This window comes from Faecalibacterium sp. AF28-13AC (genome assembly GCF_003478405.1).
Lineage (GTDB): Bacteria > Bacillota > Clostridia > Oscillospirales > Ruminococcaceae > Faecalibacterium > Faecalibacterium prausnitzii_E.
The window spans coordinates 174,281-193,511 of record NZ_QUFG01000004.1 but is presented as its reverse complement, the minus strand read 5'-3'; the positions used below and the strand labels follow the sequence as shown (position 1 = coordinate 193,511).

Genomic DNA, 19,231 nt, shown 5'->3' with positions numbered 1-19,231 from the left:
TTATTATAAACCCTTCTTCGGGCGGTTGCAAGGCCAAAGTGCGAAAAACTCAGATTCTTGTATCCAGGAGCTTCACATAGCGGTCATGGAAGGCGGTGAAGGTGCCTGCATCCAGCTCGTCGCGGATGCGCTCCATCAGGTGGTTGTAGAACCACAGGTTGTGCATGACGGCCAGACGCATCCCCAGCAGCTCTTCCGCCTTGAACAGATGGCGGATATAGGCGCGGGAGTAGTTCCGGCAGGCCGGGCAGCCGCAGGTGGGGTCGATGGGGCGCTCATCGCGCTCGTACTTGGCATTCTTGATGTTGATGATGCCGCCCCAGGTGTTCAGGTGGCCGTGGCGGGCGTTGCGGCTGGGCATAACGCAGTCGAACAGGTCCACGCCGCGGGAAACGGCTTCGATGATGTTGCCGGGTGTGCCGACGCCCATCAGGTAGCGGATCTTATCCTTGGGCATGTGAGGCTCCACCTGGCTGATCATCTCATACATCACATCGGTGGGCTCGCCCACTGCCAGGCCGCCGATGGCATAGCCATCGAGGTCCATCTCGGCGATTTGCTTCATATGCTCGACCCGCAGGTCGGCAAAGGTGCAGCCCTGGTTGATGCCAAACAGAAGCTGGTCCGGGTTGACGGCTCTGCCCTCGTGCTTCAGGCGGGCCATCTCCGCTTTGCAGCGGGCCAGCCAGCGGACGGTGCGGTCGCAGCTTGCCTTGGAATAATCGTGCTGTGCGGGGTTCTCCACACACTCATCAAAGGCCATGGCGATGGTCGAGCCCAGGTTCGCCTGGATCTGCATACTCTCTTCCGGGCCCATGAAGATCCGGTGTCCGTCCAGATGGGACGCAAAGGTCACGCCCTCTTCGGTGATCTTGCGCAGCTTGGACAGGCTGAACACCTGAAATCCGCCGCTATCGGTCAGGATGGGGCCGTTCCAGCGGGTGAACTTGTGCAGGCCGCCCATGTCGGCCACCAGCTTGTCGCCGGGGCGCAGATGAAGGTGGTAGGTGTTGCAGAGCATGACCTGCGCACCGATATCCTTCAGGTCCTGTGCCGACAGGCCGCCCTTGATGGCACCTGCCGTTGCGACGTTCTGGAACGCCGGGGTCTGCACGGTGCCGTGCACGGTCTTGAACTCGCCCCGCCGGGCGTCGTGCTCCTTCTTGAGGAGCTTGTACGTGGTCAAAGAAGGCATAAACGTTTCCTTTCTGTGCACGGAAAACAGCCGTGCATCCTGTGCCGCAGACCTGCGGCGTCATCAGAAATAGTGTATCAGAGAACGACGGATCGTTATCTTTCTTGATGGGATTCTTGCCGCAATCAGCATTGAGCCATTGCTTTTCTCTACATACAAATATCGCAAAAAGCGCGAATTTTGTATCAGACGATCAGCATAGCATCGCCAAAGCTGAAAAAGCGGTACTTCTGTTCCACAGCAACCTTGTATGCAGCCATGGTCTTTTCGTAGCCGTAGAGCGCCGATACCAGCATGATGAGGGTGCTTTCGGGCAGGTGGAAGTTGGTGATGAGGCCGTCGATGCAGTGGAACTGGACACCGGGATACAGGAAGATGGACGTGTTGCCGCTGCAGGCTTTGATCTCGCCGTACTTAGCGGCGACAGCCTCCAGGGTGCGGCAGCTGGTGGTGCCGACGGCGATGACGCGGTGCCCGGCGGCCTTGGTTTCCCGGATGCGCTGGGCGGTCTCCTCGCTGATGGAGTACCACTCGCTGTGCATCTTGTGGTCGGTGATCTCATCCTCCATCACGGGGCGGAAGGTGCCGAGACCCACATGCAGAGTCACTTCGGCGATGCCGACCCCCTTGGCGCGGAGGGTGTCCATCAGCTCCGGGGTAAAGTGGAGGCCTGCTGTGGGGGCGGCGGCGCTGCCCAGCTCCTTGGCATAGACGGTCTGGTACTGGCTCTGGTCTTCCAATTGCTTCGTGATGTAGGGCGGCAGAGGCATTTTGCCAAATTCGTCCAGCTTTTCATAAAGGGTCTCAGTGTCATAATAGAATGTAACGAACTTGTTGCCGTCTTCCAGCGTCTCGTCCACCACGGCGGTCAGGGTGCCGTCGCCGAAGCTGACCTTTGTGCCCGGCTGCATCCGCTTGCCGGGCTTGGCCAAGCATTCCCACTGGTCGCCCTTGACCTGGCGGAGCAGCAGCAGCTCACAGACTGCGCCGGTGGGCTGCTTGACGCCCACGATGCGGGCAGGCAGGACCTTGGAATTGTTGACGACCAGCAGGTCGCCGGGCTCCAGATATTCCGGCAGGTCGCGGAAGATCCGGTGCTGGATGCTGTCGTCTTTCTGGCTCAGGACCATGAGACGCGCGGTATCACGGGGGGCCGCAGGCTCCTGTGCAATGAGCTCTTTGGGTAAATCATACCAAAAATCTTTTTTTAACATGCTTTGCATTTGCCTTTCCGATGATTGACACGAAGGTCGTATCAATGTTATCATAAAATCTGTATAAGCAGTATCTATTATATTGCATGGGCGTCCGGTTTGCAAGCCTGCGTTCTGTGTGAATTTCGTTTTTTTGAAAGGAAAGGTGCTGGAAATGGAAAAACAGTATAAAGTTGGCGTTGTCGGTGCGACTGGTATGGTCGGTCAGCGCTTCATCACACTGCTGGAGAATCACCCCTGGTTCAAACTGACCACCCTGGCCGCATCCGGCCGCAGTGCAGGCAAGACCTATGAGGAAGCTGTCGGTTCCCGCTGGGCCATGACCACCCCGATGCCCGAAAGCGTGAAGAAGATGGTCGTGCTGGACGCTTCCAAGGTGGAAGAGGTCGCTTCGCAGGTGGACTTCATCTTCTGCGCCGTCAATATGCCCAAGGCCGAGATCAAGGCACTTGAGGAGGCTTATGCCAAGGCAGAGTGCCCGGTCGTCTCCAACAACAGCGCCAACCGCGGCACCCCGGATGTGCCGATGGTGGTGCCGGAGATCAACGCCGACCACATTGAGATCATCCCGGCACAGCGCAAGCGTCTGGGCACCAAGCGCGGCTTCATCGCCGTCAAGTCCAATTGCAGCCTGCAGAGCTATGTGCCGGCCCTGCATCCCCTGATGAAGGATTTCGGCGTCAGCAAGGCGCTGGTCTGCACCTACCAGGCCATCTCCGGTGCGGGCAAGACCTTTGACCGGATGCCGGAGATCGTGGACAACGTCATCCCCTACATCGGCGGCGAGGAAGAGAAGAGCGAGCAGGAGCCGCTGAAGCTGTGGGGCCACATCGAGGGCGACCGGATCGTCAATGCCGAGAAGCCCGTCATCACCGCACAGTGCTTCCGTGTTCCCGTCTCCGACGGCCACACCGCTGCGGTCTTCGTGAGCTTTGACAAGAAGCCCACCAAGGAACAGATCCTTGCAGCCTGGGCCAACTTCCGCGGCCCTGCGCAGGAGCTGGAGCTGCCCAGCGCACCCAAGCAGTTCCTGCACTACTTCACCGAGAACGACCGTCCCCAGCCCAAGCTGGACCGCAACACCGAGCACGGCATGGCCGTCTGCCTGGGCCGTCTGCGGGAGGACACCCTGTTCGATTACAAGTTCGCCTGCATGAGCCACAACACCCTGCGCGGTGCGGCAGGCGGCGCGGTCCTGCTGGCAGAGCTGCTGGCCGCCAAGGGCTATTTTGACTGATCTGCGTTCCCAAACACAGCAAAAGGAGATCTTACACTATGAAAAATCCTGTCTTTACCGGCGCGGGCGTAGCGATCATCACCCCGATGTACGAGGATGGCAGCGTCAATTTTGACGAGCTGGGCCGCATCATCGAGGACCAGATCACGCGCGGCACCGATGCCATCGTCATCTGCGGAACCACCGGTGAGTGCTCCACCATGACCGATGAAGAGCAGCTGGCTGCCATCAAGTTCACCGTTGATACCGTCAACCACCGGGTGCCCGTCATCGCGGGTGCCGGTTCCAACGACACCGACCATGGCTGCGCACTGGCTGCAAAGTCTGCCGAGTGCGGTGCCGATGCCCTGCTGCTGGTTACCCCGTACTACAACAAGACCACCCAGGCAGGCCTGATCGCGCACTTCACCGCCATGGCCGATGCGGCTGGGATCCCGGTCATTCTCTACAATGTGCCCTCCCGTACCGGCCTGAACATTGCCCCGGAGACGGCTCTGGAGCTGAGCAGGCACCCGCTCATCAATGGCATCAAGGAAGCGTCCGGCAACATTTCACAGGTGGCGAAGATCGCGCAGCTGTGCGGTGACGAGCTGAACATCTACTCCGGCAACGACGACCAGGTGGTCCCCCTGCTGTCCCTCGGCGGCAAGGGCGTCATCAGCGTCGTCTCCAACGTCAAGCCGGAGCTGATGCACGACTGCTGCAAGGCCTGGTTCGACGGCGACACCCGGAAGGCCTGCCAGCTGCAGCTGGAGATCCTGCCGCTGGCAGACGCCCTCTTCTGCGAGGTCAACCCCATCCCGGTCAAGTACGCCATGAACGTGCTGGGCTGGAACGCCGGTGCCTGCCGCCTGCCTCTGGTGGAGCCCAGCGACGCGCACAAGGAGAAGATCGAACAGGCGCTTGCCGCAGAAGGCCTCCTGAAATAACAACAGAACAACGCACAAATGCCCGGTGGAACGTTCTTCCGGGCATTTGGCCTTTTCGGAAAATCAAAGAACGAGGTAAGATCAAATGACGGATATTATCATTCAGGGCATCGGCGGCCGGATGGGACATGTGCTGTGCGAGATGATCGCCCAGCGGGAGGACTGCCGTGTCATTGCCGGTATTGATGTGAAAGACGGCGAGCAGAACGGCATCCCCGTTTACGACAGCTTGGAAAAGCTGGACGGCAAGGGCGATGTGGTCATCGACTTCAGCTCCCCCGCTGCCGTGGAAAAGGCCCTGCCCTATTGCGAGGCCCACAAGCTGCCCATCGTGGTCTGCACCACCGGTCTGTCCGAAGAGCTGCAGCTCAAGGTCGTGCAGCTGTCCCGCACGGTGCCCGTGTTCAAGAGCGCCAACATGTCCATCGGCATCAATGTGCTGTCTGAGCTGTGCAAGCGCGCTTCGGCCATTCTGGGTGCCGCGTATGATGTGGAGATCGTGGAGCAGCACCACCACAACAAGCTGGATGCCCCCAGTGGCACGGCTCTGATGCTGGCCGACGCCATCAACGAAGAGAACGACGGCGCATATCACTACGTTTACGACCGCTCCTCCGTCCGCCAGAAGCGCGACCCCAAGGAAATCGGCATCAGCTCGGTGCGCGGCGGCAGCATCGTGGGCGACCACGAAGTGCTGTTCTGCGGCCCGGACGAGGTCATCACCCTCAAGCATACCGCCTATTCCCGCAGCATTTTTGCAAACGGTGCCATCAATGCCGCTGTTTATCTTGCAAAAAAGGAACCGGGACTGTACAATATGGGTAACATGATCGCAGAAATGTGATCCTGCCGGATCTTGCAGCCCGTATGGGCAGAATGGAGTGTTTACTATGTACGGTGTTTCGAAGATCAGCATTGAACCCAGTCTGATGATGATCAGCGTCCAGGATGTCGAGTTCAAGGACAACAGTCTGGCACGGTATTTGCAGATTTTTGCGGATACCGGCGTCGTGGTGGATATGATCAGCCAGAGCGCACCCCATGGCACCACCATGGATTTCAGCTTTACGGCCTCGGCCAGCGACCTGCCCCTCGTGATGAAAGCCATCTCGGCCGCCAACCTTGACAAGGATGCCAAGGCCTCCCCGCTCATCAGTGTGGGCTACTCCAAGCTGAACCTCTTCGGTGAAGAGATGGTCACCAGCTGCGGTGTGGCAGCCCGTGCCCTGAACGCTCTGGCCATGGCAGATATCGAAGTGCTGCTCATCACCACCAGCGATCTGGATATTTCCCTTCTGGTTCGCGCAGAAAACGAAGATGCTGCCTACGATGTGCTGAAGAAGGCATTCGAGCTGTAAAAAAGCCCGATCGTTCTCAAATATTTTCAACGTGCAACAAGAGCCGCCCGCTTCTCGGTTTTGAGAAGCGGGCGGCTCTTAATGTTATGGGTGGTTTGCTGTGTTTTGCAAAAGCGCTTTACAGTGTGACCTTGTGGTAGATCTTCTTGCCCTTCTTGATGACGATGCCATTGGCCAGCTGCTCAGCCGTGAAGCTGACGGTGGGAGCGGCGACCTTCTCACCATCGACGAGAACGCCTCCCTGGGTGACCAGACGGCGGGCCTCGCCGTTGGAGGCGGCCAGACCGGCCTTGACCATCACGGTCAGGATGCCGATGGAGCCGTCCGTCAGGTCTGCCTCGGTCAGCTGGGTAGTGGGCATGTGCTCGGTATCGGCTGCACCGCTGAACAGGGCGCGGGCGGCGTTCTGGGCTTTGTCGGCCTCTTCCTTGCCGTGGACCATGCTGGTCAGCTCGTAGGCCAGGATCTCCTTTGCCTCGTTCAGGCGCTGATCCTTCCAGGTGGCCATCTCGTCGATCTGCTCCAGCGGCAGGAAGGTCAGCATCCGGATGCACTTCATGACATCGGCATCGCCGACATTGCGCCAGTACTGGTAGAACTCGAAGGGGCTGGTCTTGTTGGGGTCGAGCCAGACGGCATTGCCGGCGGTCTTGCCCATCTTCTTGCCCTGGGAGTCGGTCAGCAGGGTGATGGTCATGGCGTAGGCGTCCTTGCCCAGCTTGCGGCGGATGAGCTCAGTGCCGCCCAGCATGTTGCTCCACTGGTCGTCGCCGCCGAACTGCATGTTGCAGCCGTAGTGCTGGAACATGTAGTAGAAGTCGTAGCTCTGCATGATCATGTAGTTGAATTCGAGGAAGGACAGGCCCTTCTCCATCCGCTGCTCGTAGCACTTGGCGCGCAGCATGTTGTTGACCGAGAAGCAGGCACCCACGTCACGCAGCAGCTCGACGTAGTTCAGGTTCAGCAGCCAGTCGGCGTTATTCAGCATCAGGGCCTTGCCCTCGGAGAAGTCGATGAACTTTTCCATCTGCTTTTTGAAGCAGGCGGCATTGTGGGCGATGTCCTCTTTGGTCAGCATCTTGCGCATGTCGGTGCGGCCGGAGGGATCGCCGATCATGGTGGTGCCGCCGCCGATCAGGGCGATGGGCTTGTTGCCAGCCATCTGCAGGCGCTTCATCAGGGTCAGCGCCATGAAATGGCCTGCGGTCAGGCTGTCGGCAGTGCAGTCGAAGCCGATGTAGAAGGTTGCCTTGCCGTTGTTGATGAGGTCGATGATCTCCTCGTCGGTGATCTGCGCCACCAGACCGCGGGCTTTGAGTTCTTCGTACAGAGTCATGAGTTTTTTTCCTCCTGTTTTGTGGGCAGAGGGATAAAAAACGCCCCCTGCCAAAATAAATTTGGCAGAGGGCGAGAAATGTTCGCGGTACCACCTCTGTTTGCCGTTCCCTCACGGAAGCGGCCTCACGAGTGCATGCCCCAGAGTAGGACGACACTCCTGCGTTTGTAACGCTCGCACGCGGCACAGCCTACTAGAGAGTTCTCTCATTCAGCTTACAGCTCCGGGAGGTATTTCCCCCGCTGCTCTGCACGCCCCTTGCACCGACCGGGGCCTCTCTGGGCAGAGCGCTTCAGGGTACTTGTTCCCTTCATCGCCTTTCAACAAAAGCCAGTGTAGCACAATTCCAGAAACTTGTCAATCACGAGTTTCGCTCTCGGCAAGGCCCAGCATTTCCCGCGCGTTGGCACGGGAAAGCTCGGTGACATGGTCGCCGGAGATGATGTGCGCCAGAGCATCCACCCGGCCCTCCTGATCCAACGGATGGATCTCGGTATAGGTGCGCTCGTTTGCAACATTTTTCTGAATGAGCAGATGGCAGTCGGCCAGAGCGGCAATCTGTGCCGTATGCGTGATGCAGAGGATCTGATGATCCTGCGCGCTCTGTTTGAGCACCTCGCCGATGCGGCTGGCCGCCTTGCCCGAAACGCCGCTGTCGATCTCATCGTAGATGACGGTGGGCACGGCATCTTTATCGGCCATCGCGTTCTTGATGGCCAGTGTGATGCGGCTCAGCTCGCCGCCGGACGCGATCTTTGCCAGAGGCTTCGGGGCCTCACCGGGGTTGGTGGAAATATAAAATTCCACGCTGTCCTGTCCATGGCTGGCCAGCGGGCCACGCGCATGGCGGAGCGTCATCCGGACGCCGGGCATGTTGAGGAAATCCAGCGTACCGGAGATGCGCCTGTTCAGCTCCTCAAAGGCCCGCAGACGGGTCTGGGTCAGGACCTCGGCCTTGTCCCGCGCCAGAACATACAGACGGTGTTTTTCCGCTTGCAGATGTTCGGCCCGCTCCTGCGAAAACTGGATGCGGTCCAGCTCTTCTCGCGCGGTCTTTCCAAAGGCGATGATGTCTTCTACCGTGTCGCCATACTTGCGCTTGAGCTTGTAGATGAGGTCGATGCGCTGCTCGATCTCGTCCAGCTCTGCATCATTTGTATCATATCCGTCCAGCCGCCCGATGAGGTCAGCCGAGACGTCTTTGGCTGTATAATAGAGATCGAGCAGCTGCCCGGCGGCATCCGAAAGCGTGTTGTCCACCTGCGCTGCTGCGTCGATCGCGTTGGAGGCTTCGCCCAGCAGGTCCACCGCGCCGGGCGTCTCATCATCGCCGGAAAGAAGTGCATAGCACTGAGAGATCCGCTCCCGGATGGTGGAGGCGTTCGCCAGCACCTTGCGGCGGGCGTTCAGCGTCTCCTCCTCGCCTTCGGTCAGGGCGGCATCCTCGATCTCCTGCACCTGATAGCTCAGCAGGTCGATCTTCCGCTGCTTTTCGGTCTCATCGGTGATGATGGCATCCAGCTCTTTTTTGACCTTGATCAGCTCCCGGTAAACGGTATAATACGCCTGAAATGCGGCACCATTCTGCGCATAAGCGTCCAAAATCCCCTCGTGATGGGCTGGGTTCAGCAGGCCGACGGAGTCGTGCTGGCCGTTGATGTTGATCAGCCCGCCGCACAGCTCCCGCAGGATGGCGGCTGTGGCAGGCATCCCATTGATGCGGCAGGTGCTTTTGCCCTCGGCTGTGATCTCGCGGCTCAGGGTCAGGGCATCGGAGCGCTCATATCCGGCCTTTTCCAGGCTGTCCAGCACAGCACCCGGCACGTCATCAAAGGCGGCACGGATGACCGCTTTGGCCGCCCCGGTGCGCACAAGGTCTTTGGATGTCCGGTTGCCGAGAATGGCATTGATGGAGTCAATCAAAATCGACTTGCCCGCGCCCGTCTCGCCGGTGAGGACGTTCAGGCCCTTTTCAAAATGCACGTCGGCTTTCTGGATGACTGCAACATTTTCAATTTGCAGGCTGCTCAGCATGGTAATTTCTCCCGCATTATTTCTGTCCGATGTGGTGGGTCAGCTCCGAGCAGATGGTCTTTGCATCGCGCTCCGAGCGGGTCACGATCAGGAAGGTATCGTCGCCGGACAAAGTTCCGACAACATTTTTCCATTTCAGGGCGTCAAACACCTCACAGGCGGCGTTCGCCATGCCGGAGTAGCATTTGACCAGAACGACGTGTCCGGCAAAATCCACCCCCAGAACAGACTCATGGAAGATCGTCTCAAAACGGCTCTGGATCTTCGGGTTCAGCGCCTCGTTGTGGCTGGAAACATACCGGTAGCCGGTGCTCGTGGCCGCTTTGACCAGGCTGAGCTCCCGGATATCGCGGGAGATCGTGGCCTGTGTGGCATCGAATCCCTCATTTCGCAGATGGTCAAGCAGGGACTCCTGACGGCTGATCGGATGCTCCTGGATCAGCCGCAGGATCGTCTGCTGACGCTCCCGCTTGGTTTTGGCATCGCCTCGGCTGCTGGCCATATCGGTTCCCCTTTCTGTCAAAACTTACCGTCTGCCGCGCAGTTTCTGGTCGATGGCCTGAAACTGGTCGGCTTTGCTGAAGGTGATGAGCTGCACGATCTGGTCACTCAGCCGCACTTCGGCGGTGGCACCGGCATGCAGAGAATAGCCTGCCGCACCATCGCAGCTGACGAAGACTTCCTCGTCCGCGACCTGACCGACGCAGATGTTGATCTTGCGTTCCTGCGCAAACACCATGGCCGGACTGGCCAGACTGTGCGGGCAGATGGGCGTGACGACCACGCCCTTGGTCTGCGAGTCCAGGATGGGCCCGCCGGCTGCCAGCGAATAGGCCGTGGAGCCGGTTGGCGTAGCCACGATCACACCATCTCCGCGGTAATGCTCGACCAGAATGTCATCGCAGTAGATGCTGAAATCAATGGCCTGCTGCAAACGGCCTTTGGTGATGACGACATCGTTGAGGGCGTGGCCCTCCCAGCTGTCGTCGCCCAGAACGCGGACGTAAAGCAGCATCCGGTTGTCCAGCAGATAATCTCCCCGCGCAACGGCAGAGAGCTTCTGTTCCATCTCGTTAATCTCACAGGTGGCCAGAAAGCCGCAGCGCCCCAGGTTGATGCCGAGGATGGGCTTCCGGTATTCCAGCGAGAGGTTGGCCTCGTGCAGGATGGTGCCATCCCCGCCGATGGTCAGGATGACATCCGTTTTTTTGAGGCATTCCTCCTGCGACAGATACTCCACGCCCATCGTGTCGCACACAGCCTTGAGGTCGGTCTGCATCAGCACCCTGGCACCGTGGGTCAGCAGGATCTGCGCGGCCCGCTGCGAGATGCCGTAGGCCATCGCTTTGCCGGGGTTGGGTGAAATATAAACAGTCACACCCAGCACCTTCTTTCTGCTCTCAGTGGTCCAGCGTCGAATGGCTGGCTTCCACGACCTGTTTTGCCACACTGTCGTCCAGCACGGCGGGCTCTGCGCTCTTCTGCACGAACATCAGGTACTCAATGTTGCCTTCCGGGCCTTTGACGGGGCTGAAATCCAGCCCGCGCACGGCGAAGCCGTTGGCCGCTGCGTAGCCCATCGCATTGTGCAGCACCTCGCAATGGGTGGCCGGGTCGCGCACGACGCCGTTCTTGCCGACCTTTTCGCGGCCGGACTCGAACTGCGGTTTGACCAGACAGACGCCCATGGCGTCTGGTGTGGTGATCGCCTGCGCCACCGGGAAGATGTGATGCAGCGAGATGAACGAGACATCTACACTGAAAAATTCAATGGGTTCGCCCAGCTGATCGGGGGTAACGCTGCGGATGTTGGTGCGCTCCATGTTCACGACCCGCTCGTCGGTGCGCAGTTTCCAGGCCAGCTGGCCGTAGCCGACATCGACGGCATAGACCTTGACCGCACCATTTTGGAGCATGCAGTCGGTGAAGCCGCCGGTGGACGCACCGATGTCCATGCAGACTTTGCCGTTGGGGGTCAGTGGGAAGCACTGCATTGCTTTTTCCAGCTTCAGACCACCGCGGCTGACATAACCGATGTCGTGGCCGCGCACCTCGACTTTGGCGTCTTCCTTGATCATCTCACCGGCCTTGTCCACCTTCTGCTCGTTGACGAAGACGACGCCGGACATGATCATGGCTTTGGCACGTTCACGGCTCTGGATCAGGCCATGCTGAACCAGATATTGATCCAATCGGATTTTCAAGATGCAGTTTCTCCTTTCCTGTGCTCACGGACTGCCTGTGCCAGATGGGCGGCGTCCAGACCGGTCGCCTCCTTGATCTGCGGGACGGTCGCGTGGGGCAGACGAACGTTTTCAACGGCCCGGTGGATGTAAGTTCCCTTCCAGCCTGCCCGATGCAGTGCGGCTTCGAGGTGCTCGCCGATGCCGCCGCAGGCGACACACTCTTCGGCAAACAAAACGACCGGATAGCGACGGATTTCTTCAATGAGATCATCTGTAAAGGGGAATATCTTTACAAGCTTGTAGACGTCGCAGGGCAGGTTTTCCTCCCCCAGAAGCTGGGCGGTCTGGAGCACATCTTCTACTTCGTCGGCGTAGCTGACCAGTGCGACCTGCGCGCCGGGTGCCGTGTGCATCCGGTCGTACGCTTTGCCCGAACAGCCGTAAGCCGCCAGCACCGCGCTTTCGCCGCCGCGCGGATAGCGGATGGCGCGGGGGCCTTTCTGGTCCTTGCCCAGCAGGACCGGCAGCCAGTGCCGCAGCTCCGCATAGTTCGACGGCGAATAGATGGGGATGCCGACCTGGCTCAGGAAAGCCGGGTCAAAGATGCCCTGATGGGTCTCACCATCGGCCGGGACAAAACCGGCACGGTCGATGGCGAAGACGACGTTCTCATTGAGCAGGTTGACGTCGTGGATGATCTGGTCATAGGAGCGCTGTAAAAAGGTGGAATAAATGCAGACCACCGGCAGCATCCCCTGGCTGGCAAGACCGGCGGCAAAGGTCACTGCATGCTGCTCGGCCATGCCTACATCGAAGAACCGCTCCGGGTGCGTGTGTGCAAAGAATTGCAGACCGGTGCCGTACTTCATCGCTGCCGTGATGGCGCAGATGGTTTTGTCCGCTGCTCCCTCCTGATTCAGCAGGTTGCCGAATACGGTCGAGAACGATTCCTTCGGGGCGACCTCCGGGTCCGGGATGCTGTCGATGAGGTCGAACTTCGAGACGCCGTGGAAGTTGCCGGGGTTGCTCTCGGCGGGCGCGTAACCCTTGCCCTTTTTCGTGACGACATGCAGGAAGTGCGGGCCGGGCTGCTTATGGATGCTGCGCAGGATCCGCTCGACTTCCTGCTCATTGTTGCCATCAAAGGGGCCGTAGTAATGGAAGCCCATATCCTCAAACATGGTGGAGTGGTACATGGCGCGGCGCACCATGGCCTTGCTGTTCTGGATGGTCACCTTGAGCGGTGTGCCGACCACAGGCACGTGGTCCAGAAAGCTGCGCACATTCTCCTTGGCATCGAAGTAGCGGTTGGTGGTGCGCAGACGCTTGAGGTAGCGGGACAGCGCACCCACATTTTTGGAGATGGACATCTTGTTGTCGTTCAGAACGACGAGCAGATTGTCCAGGCTGCCGATGTTGTTCATTCCCTCGTAGACCATGCCGCCGGTAAAGGCACCGTCGCCGATGAGCACGATCACCTGCCCCGGCTCCCCCCGCAGCTTTTTGGCCCACGCAATGCCGATGCCGACCGACAGCGCGGTGTTGCCGTGGCCGGAAATGAAGGCGTCGTGTTCACTCTCGTTGGGGTTCGGGAAACCGGACAGGCCGTCGAGCTGGCGGAGCTTTGCAAAGCCCTCGCGGCGGCCGGTCAGCAGCTTGTGCGTATAGCACTGGTGGCCCACATCGAACACGATCTCGTCCTGCGGGGTCGCAAAGACGCGGTGCAGCGCTACCGTCAGCTCTACAGCCCCCAGGTTGGAGGCCAGATGGCCACCGGTCTTGGATACGTTTTCCAATAAAAATTCGCGGATGTCCGCACAAAGCTGCTCGACCTGCTGGCCGGAGAGCTTTTTGAGATCGCTGGGCTGCGAGATTTTTTCCAGCAAAGGCGAATTCATAGATTCACGTCCTTCTCACAATTTGGAATCAGCGGGTCTGCCCGCTAAAGATCAGCTCAGAGCGCCATCGGGTACAGCGCCCCGACCACGCAGCCGACCACAAAACCGGCCAGGACCTGCAGCGGCGTGTGGCCGACCATTTCCTTCAGGTGCATGTTCTGGAGGAAGGGGGCGTTCTTTTCCGTTACGTCGATCCACTGCTCGATCATCTTGTTCAGCACCTTGGCCTGTTCGCCGGTCTCGCGGCGGACACCCATGGCGTCGTGCATCGTGATGATGGCGACGACTGCGGCCACCGCAAAGATCGCCGAGCCGAAGCCCTCGCTCCGGGCCGTGGCGATGACCATGGCGCAGACGGTCGCGCTGTGGGCGCTGGGCATACCGCCGTCTCCCCACATCCGCTCCAGCTGGAACTTGCCCAGCAGGATAAAATTGATGAGGGTCTTCAATACCTGCGCGACGAACCACGCCAGAAGCGCCACCGTCAGGATCGGATTCAGGTTCAAAACATCGCGGATCAGTTGCATGTTATGCTCTCTTTCTTTTTTGTTTATTCAGCTGCGGCGGACCAGCAGTTCCCTGGCAAGCTGCTCCAGGAAGGCGCTCTTTTCGCCAAATTCTGCGCGCAGAGACGCGCAGGTCTGCTCGTTCAGCCTGCGGGCCAGCTCCATCGCACCCTCGGTACCGTAGAGGGTGACGAAGGTGGTCTTGCCGTTCTCGCTGTCGCTGCCGATGGGCTTGCCCAGCTGCTCCTGCGAGCCGATGACATCCAGCACATCGTCCACGATCTGGAACACCAGACCGATGCCGTAGGCGTAGCCCTCCAGCTCCCGGCACTGGGTCTCGTTGGCCTGCGCAGCGGCAGCGCCCATCTGGACGGCTGCGTTGATGAGCGCGCCGGTCTTGTTGCGGTGGATGAGGCGCAGCTGCTCTTCGGTCGCAGCCAGAGCCTCATATTTCAGATCCAGCTCCTGGCCGTAGACCATGCCGCGGCTGCCCGCACCGGCTCCCAGCGCCCTGGCCGCCCGCACATTGACGATGGCAGGGGCTTCGACGTTGGCGATGACATCAAATGCCTCGGTCAGCAGGACATCACCGGCCAGCATGGCCGTGGCCTCGCCAAATGCCTTGTGGCAGGAGGGCTTGCCCCGGCGCAGGTCGTCGTTGTCCATGCAGGGCAGATCGTCGTGGATCAGCGAATAGCAGTGCAGCATCTCCACGGCGGCGGCAAACTGGTCTGCAGCGGCGGCATCACCGTTCAGCATATCGCAGACGGCCAGCACCAGTACAGCACGGATGCGCTTTCCGCCGCCCAGCAGGCTGTAGCGGGCTGCACGGCAGACGTCCGACTCTTCGGGCAGATAGGTGTTGCAGGCAGTCTCCAGCGCAGCATTGACCCGCACCAGATACTCCTGATACTGCTTTGCGTAATCCATTGATAGATCCTCCTTAGTTGTCTGCTTCCGGCTGCGGGGCGGCGGTGCGCTTGGCGTCGATCTCGTCCAGCTGCAGCGAAGCCTTTTCCAACGTTGTGCGGCAGTAATCGGTCAGGGATGCGGCCTCCGCATAGAGCTTGACCGATTCCGCCAGCGTCGTTTCCGGCTGCTGCATCTGGTCAAGGATGCCTTCCAGCCGGTCCATTCCTTCTTCAAAGCTCTTGGGTGCTCTCATTGGGTCCCTCCACGGCATCCACGGTACAATGGATGCGGTTCACTGCGCCGCAGAGCGTCATCTTCTGCCCTTCGCGAAGGGCGTCCGGCGCACAGATGCGGCCTTTTTCGTCCTGCACGAGCGCATAGCCCCGCGCGAGGACGCCATACGGGTTCAGCGTTGCAGCCAGCGCAGCCGCATGGCGCAGACGCAGCCCGGCGTCCTGCTGCTTTTCCCGCGCGGCCGTTTGCAGCTGCCCGGAAACTGCCTCCAACTGCTGCTGACGGCCTGCAAGCTGTGCCTGCATGTTCTGCCGGGAAAGCGGCTGCACCGTTTCGTCCAGCCTATTATAGCATAAACTCAGCCTGTTTTGGATAGAAATGTGAATATTTTCTTCCAAATTGCATAATTTTCGTGAAAATTCGGCCCGGTCGGGCACGGCAAGCTCTGCCGCCGCCGATGGGGTCGGGGCGCGCTGGTCTGCCACAAAGTCCAGGATCGTAAAGTCGATCTCGTGACCGATGGCGCTGATGAGCGGTGTTTTGCAGCGGGATGCGGCCCGCGCGATGCGCTCGGCATTGAAGACCCAGAGGTCTTCCCGGCTTCCGCCGCCGCGCGCCACGATGATCTCGTCCACCTGACCGGACTTGTCCAGCCGGTCGATAGCTGCGGCGATCTCGTCAGCCGCTTCAAATCCCTGCACGTTGACCGGGCAGAGCAGCAACCGCACGGCGGGCCACCGCCGCCCGATGACGTTCCGGATATCCTGCAGCGCAGCCCCCGTCTTGCTGGTGACGAGGCCGATGCACTTCGGGAACCGGGGCAGCGGCTTTTTGCGTTCGGCGGCAAACAGACCCTCCCGGTCGAGTTTTGCTTTCAGCTGCTCAAAGGCGAGCTGCGCCGAACCGATGCCGTCCGGGAACATGTCGTTGACATAGACCTGGAACGCACCGTCTCGCTCGTACAGGGTGGCGCGGCAGCGGACGACAACCTTCATCCCCTCTTCGGGGCGGAAACCGAGCCGCCGCGCGTCCGACCGGAACATCACCGCTTTGACGCTGCTCGTCTCGTCCCGCAGCGAGAAATAACAGTGTCCGCTGCGGGCGTTCTGAACAAAGTTCGCAATCTCGCCCCGGAGGGCAAGGTCGAACAGGAGGTCGTTGGCATCCAGCAGGGTCTTGACGTATTGGTTCAGCGCCGAGACGGAGATCACTTCAGCCATAATCCGGCCTCCCGTGCGGCAAGGATGGACACACCGATGGCGTTGTCGCTGGAATACCGGCCCGGCACGAAATACACCTGCGGCAGGCGCTGCTGCACCCACACGCGGATGATGTCGCTGCTCATAACGCCGCCTGCGCAGACCACCGGCAGGCCGGGGTATTCCTTCTGCGCCGCCTTCGTCATCCGGACGACGGTATCGGCCACGCAGAGCAGGCAATATTTGCAGACGTACTCCGGGCTTTTTCCGGCTTGCAGCAGCGCATTGCACTGATTTTCCAGACCGGAGAGACTGCACGTCATCCCTTTGACGCTGGACTTTGGCCGGATGGGCTCTTCGCACAGCGCTGCCAGACGGGAGACCTCGGCACCTGCCGGGAACGGAAAGCCCAGCTTGACGCCCACGCGGTCCACGGCCTGCCCGGCGTAGAGATCACTGCTGGTGCCCAGCGTCGTGATCTGCCTGACCTCGTCGCAGAGCAGCAGGTCGGTGGTGCCGCCGGAAATGTGGAAGAGCAGCACCTTCTGGCGGAACAGCTCCTCCCCTTTGGCGGCAAACAGAGCAGCGGCGGCATGCCCCTGCTGATGGGTCGTGTGGACGAGTGGGATGCCCCGCGCTCTGGCAAAAGCCGTAGCTGCACTGACGCCCGCCAGGAAGCAGGGCATGTAGCTTCCCTCCACGGGGCGGGGCTTCTGCGAAACGCCCACCGCCGCGATCTGCGTCAGGTCGAACTCCCGGCTCAGTTCCTCCAGCATTTCGGGCAGAGCGGTGGTGTGGTGGAACAGCGCATCGCTCTGGCGGAGGCCCAGCTGGCCCTCCTTGACCGGAAGAAACCGTTTCTTTGCACAAACAACCTCTCCGGCTGTGTCAAAAACTGCCAGAGAGGTTGCATAATTGCTTGTGTCGATGCCCAGTGTATAGCGGCTCACGGCTCTTCGGACGCTGCATCTTCGGCAGTGTCCAGACCCTGCTCCCGCGCGACGGTGCCCAGCAGGCCGTTGACGAACTGGTAATCCTCATCTGCTCCGTATTTCTTGGTCAGTTCGACCGCCTCGTTGATGACGACGCCGACCTTTTTCTCGTCGCCGTACAGCATCTCTGCCAGAGCCAGGCGCAGCACCGTCAGGCTCACGCGGGGCAGACGGGACATGGTCCAGTTGCGCAGATGGCTGCTGATGAGGTCGTCCACCTCAGCAGAATGGTCATAGTAAGCGTTCAGCAACCGCTTGCCGAACACATCCACGGGATGCTCTTCATCCTCGGTGTTGTTGAGCAGAGCCTCCCGCAGGGGCACGTCACCAAACGTCTGCGAAAAAGCCAGCAGAAACGCATTCTCACGGGCTTCACGACGGGGCAAAATATTTTCCATAGTATTCCTCTCACCTTATTCCTGTTCTTCGGCGGCAACACCCGCAATGACCAGATTGACGCGGCTCACGGTCACGTTGGTCATGTTCTGAACAGCAGTCTTCACGTTTTCCTGTACTTTTTCGGCCACGGCCGGGATGCGCGCACCAAAAGCGACCACCAGATTCAGGGTTAGCTCTGCGGTGCCGTCCCGCATTTCCACGGTAACGGCCTGCTGGATGCTGGCGGCTTCCAGCAAGTCCTTCACTTTTTTGTTCTGCTTGCCGCAGGAAACCTCGGACACACCGTCCACTTCCAGTGCAGCGCAGCGCGCGATCTTGCCAATGACCTCGGTGGAAATCTGCAGGGTCCCGCCGTTAAGATCCATATTCTGTAAATCCATTCTATGGTCCTCCATCTGAAATGAGCGTTCGCTCATTCTTTTTATTTCCATCTTTGCAGGGAGCGTTCCCTGCCATTGAATGCTTATGTTTATTATATCATCTTTCGGCCCGATTCACAACTGTTTCTTTTGGTTCCGGGTCTGGCTTTTGCAAAAGGCGGGTCAGCTGGCAGACGGCAAGGCAGCACACAAAGAACACCAGCAGCAGGCAGTCCGGCGGCAGACGGCGCATCGGGACCACCTGCGGCGGCAGGGTGCTGAAGACGCTCTGCTCCCCCTGCGGCAAAAGCAGCCAGAACAGCCCCACCGAAAACGGCAGGTGGAGCAGCCGCCCCGCAAGCAGGGGCCGCAGAGTCATTTCGGGCGGGCAGAGCGCACGGACCTGCAGCAGGACCGAAAGCCCCTGCACACTGAGGGCGGCGCAGCAGAGCAGACTGCCCCACGGCCCGGTGCGGGCGGCAAGGTCGCAGCCGGAGCAGACTTCCAACAGCATGGCGCACACGGTGCCCACGGCAGGCGGGAACACAGCGCCCACCCCCGTCGCCAGCATCCGGAAGAAGAGCACAAAACCACAGAGTTTCAGATAGGCCATGGTCGCATTCGTGAGAAGGTCGGTCAGCTGTGGCGGCGGGGCTTCGGGCGGCGGAGCTGTGCACGTGGCCGGCTGCTCTGCCCCCGAAAGCCGATTCAGCAGCGCAGCCGTAAGATACCCGGCACTCCCCTGCGCCAGAAACAGCAGGATGCCAAGCTCTGTACTGTGGAGCAGCGTCTGCCCGACCGTTAGGACCACGAACGACGGCCCGGAACAGACGCAGGCGGGCAGGAGCGCATCCGCCTGACGCGGGGTGAGCTGCCCGGTGCGGACGGCCTGTGCCGCCGCGTTTGCTGCCGGGGCAAAGCCGCCGAACAGACCGATGAGCAGGACCCGCGCCGCACAGGGAGCCTGCACCCCGATGCACCACGCCGCGGGCCGGAGCGGGATGGCCAATAGGTCGCCCGCCGGGCACTGGACCAGCAGCGACGACACCACCAGAAACGGAAAAAGCGAGAGCAGCAGCGGCCCGGCGCAGAGGGCCAGACCCTCCCGAAGCGCCTGCCCGCAGGCCTGCGGCACCGCAAACGGCAGTGCGCCCGCCAGAACCGCCAACAAAAACAGACCGATCTGATACATACGCAACCCCTCCGCTTCCATATATATGGAACAGGGGGCGTTGCCTTGCAT

The 19,231-nt window shown here is 60.2% G+C and carries 20 protein-coding genes and 1 other annotated feature; of the genes, 4 read left to right on the top strand and 16 right to left on the bottom strand.

Features of this window, described 5'->3' with window-relative positions:
• Window positions 1-49 precede the first annotated feature (49 nt).
• Window positions 50-1,195 carry a tRNA guanosine(34) transglycosylase Tgt gene (gene tgt / locus DWY95_RS07075; RefSeq protein ID WP_118552923.1) on the bottom strand — a complete coding sequence of 382 codons (1,146 nt, stop codon included), beginning with the start codon at window positions 1,193-1,195 and terminating at the stop codon, window positions 50-52.
• 185 nt (window positions 1,196-1,380) lie between these two features.
• The gene (gene queA / locus DWY95_RS07070) at window positions 1,381-2,409 is read right to left on the bottom strand and encodes a tRNA preQ1(34) S-adenosylmethionine ribosyltransferase-isomerase QueA (protein WP_118553060.1); all 1,029 of its coding nucleotides are present in this window, start codon (window positions 2,407-2,409) and stop codon (window positions 1,381-1,383) included.
• A gap of 154 nt (window positions 2,410-2,563) precedes the next feature.
• Here queA and asd point away from each other — a divergent pair, with 154 nt between their 5' ends.
• From asd to DWY95_RS07050, 4 genes are all read left to right on the top strand, one after another.
• On the top strand, window positions 2,564-3,646 hold the full coding sequence (gene asd / locus DWY95_RS07065; RefSeq protein ID WP_097792252.1) for an aspartate-semialdehyde dehydrogenase: 1,083 nt from the start codon (window positions 2,564-2,566) through the stop codon (window positions 3,644-3,646).
• Between the two features lie 38 nt (window positions 3,647-3,684).
• A complete protein-coding gene (gene dapA / locus DWY95_RS07060) occupies window positions 3,685-4,575 on the top strand; it encodes a 4-hydroxy-tetrahydrodipicolinate synthase (RefSeq protein ID WP_118552922.1) in 891 nt (296 codons plus the stop codon).
• Between the two features lie 85 nt (window positions 4,576-4,660).
• Window positions 4,661-5,419 (top strand): 4-hydroxy-tetrahydrodipicolinate reductase, encoded by a 759-nt coding sequence (dapB, locus tag DWY95_RS07055; protein ID WP_118552921.1) that lies wholly within the window; start codon window positions 4,661-4,663, stop codon window positions 5,417-5,419.
• 46 nt (window positions 5,420-5,465) lie between these two features.
• Window positions 5,466-5,933 (top strand): ACT domain-containing protein, encoded by a 468-nt coding sequence (locus DWY95_RS07050; protein ID WP_118552920.1) that lies wholly within the window; start codon window positions 5,466-5,468, stop codon window positions 5,931-5,933.
• A gap of 118 nt (window positions 5,934-6,051) precedes the next feature.
• Here DWY95_RS07050 and tyrS read toward each other — a convergent pair whose 3' ends face one another.
• The 14 genes from tyrS to DWY95_RS06980 form a co-directional block, all read right to left on the bottom strand.
• Window positions 6,052-7,269, bottom strand: a complete 1,218-nt coding sequence (gene tyrS, locus DWY95_RS07045; protein ID WP_118552919.1) for a tyrosine--tRNA ligase — start codon at window positions 7,267-7,269, stop codon at window positions 6,052-6,054.
• Window positions 7,270-7,333: 64 nt separating this feature from the next.
• Window positions 7,334-7,592 (bottom strand) — a binding site (T-box leader).
• 34 nt (window positions 7,593-7,626) lie between these two features.
• The gene (gene recN / locus DWY95_RS07040) at window positions 7,627-9,303 is read right to left on the bottom strand and encodes a DNA repair protein RecN (RefSeq protein WP_118552918.1); all 1,677 of its coding nucleotides are present in this window, start codon (window positions 9,301-9,303) and stop codon (window positions 7,627-7,629) included.
• Window positions 9,304-9,319: 16 nt separating this feature from the next.
• Complete coding sequence (locus DWY95_RS07035; protein ID WP_118552917.1) at window positions 9,320-9,805, bottom strand: arginine repressor; 486 nt, start codon at window positions 9,803-9,805, stop codon at window positions 9,320-9,322.
• A gap of 24 nt (window positions 9,806-9,829) precedes the next feature.
• Window positions 9,830-10,681 carry an NAD(+)/NADH kinase gene (locus tag DWY95_RS07030; protein ID WP_118552916.1) on the bottom strand — a complete coding sequence of 284 codons (852 nt, stop codon included), beginning with the start codon at window positions 10,679-10,681 and terminating at the stop codon, window positions 9,830-9,832.
• 22 nt (window positions 10,682-10,703) lie between these two features.
• Window positions 10,704-11,507, bottom strand: a complete 804-nt coding sequence (locus tag DWY95_RS07025; protein WP_118552915.1) for a TlyA family RNA methyltransferase — start codon at window positions 11,505-11,507, stop codon at window positions 10,704-10,706.
• Window positions 11,504-13,387 carry a 1-deoxy-D-xylulose-5-phosphate synthase gene (gene dxs / locus DWY95_RS07020; protein WP_118552914.1) on the bottom strand — a complete coding sequence of 628 codons (1,884 nt, stop codon included), beginning with the start codon at window positions 13,385-13,387 and terminating at the stop codon, window positions 11,504-11,506. The genes DWY95_RS07025 and dxs overlap by 4 nt, the downstream gene beginning before the upstream one ends.
• 56 nt (window positions 13,388-13,443) lie before the next feature.
• On the bottom strand, window positions 13,444-13,914 hold the full coding sequence (locus DWY95_RS07015; RefSeq protein WP_118552913.1) for a divergent PAP2 family protein: 471 nt from the start codon (window positions 13,912-13,914) through the stop codon (window positions 13,444-13,446).
• Window positions 13,915-13,941: 27 nt separating this feature from the next.
• Window positions 13,942-14,823: a polyprenyl synthetase family protein gene (locus DWY95_RS07010; protein ID WP_097792262.1), complete on the bottom strand. Its 882-nt coding sequence runs from the start codon at window positions 14,821-14,823 to the stop codon at window positions 13,942-13,944.
• A 13-nt stretch (window positions 14,824-14,836) separates the two neighbouring features.
• A complete protein-coding gene (gene xseB, locus DWY95_RS07005) occupies window positions 14,837-15,058 on the bottom strand; it encodes an exodeoxyribonuclease VII small subunit (RefSeq protein WP_243082640.1) in 222 nt (73 codons plus the stop codon).
• The gene (gene xseA, locus DWY95_RS07000; RefSeq protein ID WP_118552912.1) at window positions 15,036-16,259 is read right to left on the bottom strand and encodes an exodeoxyribonuclease VII large subunit; all 1,224 of its coding nucleotides are present in this window, start codon (window positions 16,257-16,259) and stop codon (window positions 15,036-15,038) included. The genes xseB and xseA overlap by 23 nt, the downstream gene beginning before the upstream one ends.
• A complete protein-coding gene (locus tag DWY95_RS06995) occupies window positions 16,247-17,188 on the bottom strand; it encodes a glycoprotease (protein WP_118552911.1) in 942 nt (313 codons plus the stop codon). Before DWY95_RS06995 ends, xseA begins: the two co-directional genes overlap by 13 nt.
• Entirely contained in the window at window positions 17,185-17,628 is a 444-nt protein-coding gene (nusB, locus tag DWY95_RS06990; RefSeq protein ID WP_097792265.1) for a transcription antitermination factor NusB, read from the bottom strand. The genes DWY95_RS06995 and nusB overlap by 4 nt, the downstream gene beginning before the upstream one ends.
• 15 nt (window positions 17,629-17,643) lie before the next feature.
• Window positions 17,644-18,024 (bottom strand): Asp23/Gls24 family envelope stress response protein, encoded by a 381-nt coding sequence (locus DWY95_RS06985; protein WP_118553058.1) that lies wholly within the window; start codon window positions 18,022-18,024, stop codon window positions 17,644-17,646.
• A gap of 82 nt (window positions 18,025-18,106) precedes the next feature.
• A complete protein-coding gene (locus DWY95_RS06980) occupies window positions 18,107-19,180 on the bottom strand; it encodes a hypothetical protein (RefSeq protein WP_243082638.1) in 1,074 nt (357 codons plus the stop codon).
• Window positions 19,181-19,231 lie beyond the last annotated feature (51 nt).

What these genes read in the sequence shown, in the direction of transcription:
- tgt (WP_118552923.1), bottom strand. Translation starts at nt 1,195, where the DNA reads ATGCCTTCTTTGACCACGTACAAGCTCCTCAAGAAGGAGCACGACGCC.
- queA (WP_118553060.1), bottom strand. Translation starts at nt 2,409, where the DNA reads ATGTTAAAAAAAGATTTTTGGTATGATTTACCCAAAGAGCTCATTGCA.
- asd (WP_097792252.1), top strand. Translation starts at nt 2,564, where the DNA reads ATGGAAAAACAGTATAAAGTTGGCGTTGTCGGTGCGACTGGTATGGTC.
- dapA (WP_118552922.1), top strand. Translation starts at nt 3,685, where the DNA reads ATGAAAAATCCTGTCTTTACCGGCGCGGGCGTAGCGATCATCACCCCG.
- dapB (WP_118552921.1), top strand. Translation starts at nt 4,661, where the DNA reads ATGACGGATATTATCATTCAGGGCATCGGCGGCCGGATGGGACATGTG.
- DWY95_RS07050 (WP_118552920.1), top strand. Translation starts at nt 5,466, where the DNA reads ATGTACGGTGTTTCGAAGATCAGCATTGAACCCAGTCTGATGATGATC.
- tyrS (WP_118552919.1), bottom strand. Translation starts at nt 7,269, where the DNA reads ATGACTCTGTACGAAGAACTCAAAGCCCGCGGTCTGGTGGCGCAGATC.
- recN (WP_118552918.1), bottom strand. Translation starts at nt 9,303, where the DNA reads ATGCTGAGCAGCCTGCAAATTGAAAATGTTGCAGTCATCCAGAAAGCC.
- DWY95_RS07035 (WP_118552917.1), bottom strand. Translation starts at nt 9,805, where the DNA reads ATGGCCAGCAGCCGAGGCGATGCCAAAACCAAGCGGGAGCGTCAGCAG.
- dxs (WP_118552914.1), bottom strand. Translation starts at nt 13,387, where the DNA reads ATGAATTCGCCTTTGCTGGAAAAAATCTCGCAGCCCAGCGATCTCAAA.
- DWY95_RS07015 (WP_118552913.1), bottom strand. Translation starts at nt 13,914, where the DNA reads ATGCAACTGATCCGCGATGTTTTGAACCTGAATCCGATCCTGACGGTG.
- DWY95_RS07010 (WP_097792262.1), bottom strand. Translation starts at nt 14,823, where the DNA reads ATGGATTACGCAAAGCAGTATCAGGAGTATCTGGTGCGGGTCAATGCT.
- xseB (WP_243082640.1), bottom strand. Translation starts at nt 15,058, where the DNA reads ATGAGAGCACCCAAGAGCTTTGAAGAAGGAATGGACCGGCTGGAAGGC.
- xseA (WP_118552912.1), bottom strand. Translation starts at nt 16,259, where the DNA reads ATGGCTGAAGTGATCTCCGTCTCGGCGCTGAACCAATACGTCAAGACC.
- nusB (WP_097792265.1), bottom strand. Translation starts at nt 17,628, where the DNA reads ATGGAAAATATTTTGCCCCGTCGTGAAGCCCGTGAGAATGCGTTTCTG.
- DWY95_RS06985 (WP_118553058.1), bottom strand. Translation starts at nt 18,024, where the DNA reads ATGGAGGACCATAGAATGGATTTACAGAATATGGATCTTAACGGCGGG.
- DWY95_RS06980 (WP_243082638.1), bottom strand. Translation starts at nt 19,180, where the DNA reads ATGTATCAGATCGGTCTGTTTTTGTTGGCGGTTCTGGCGGGCGCACTG.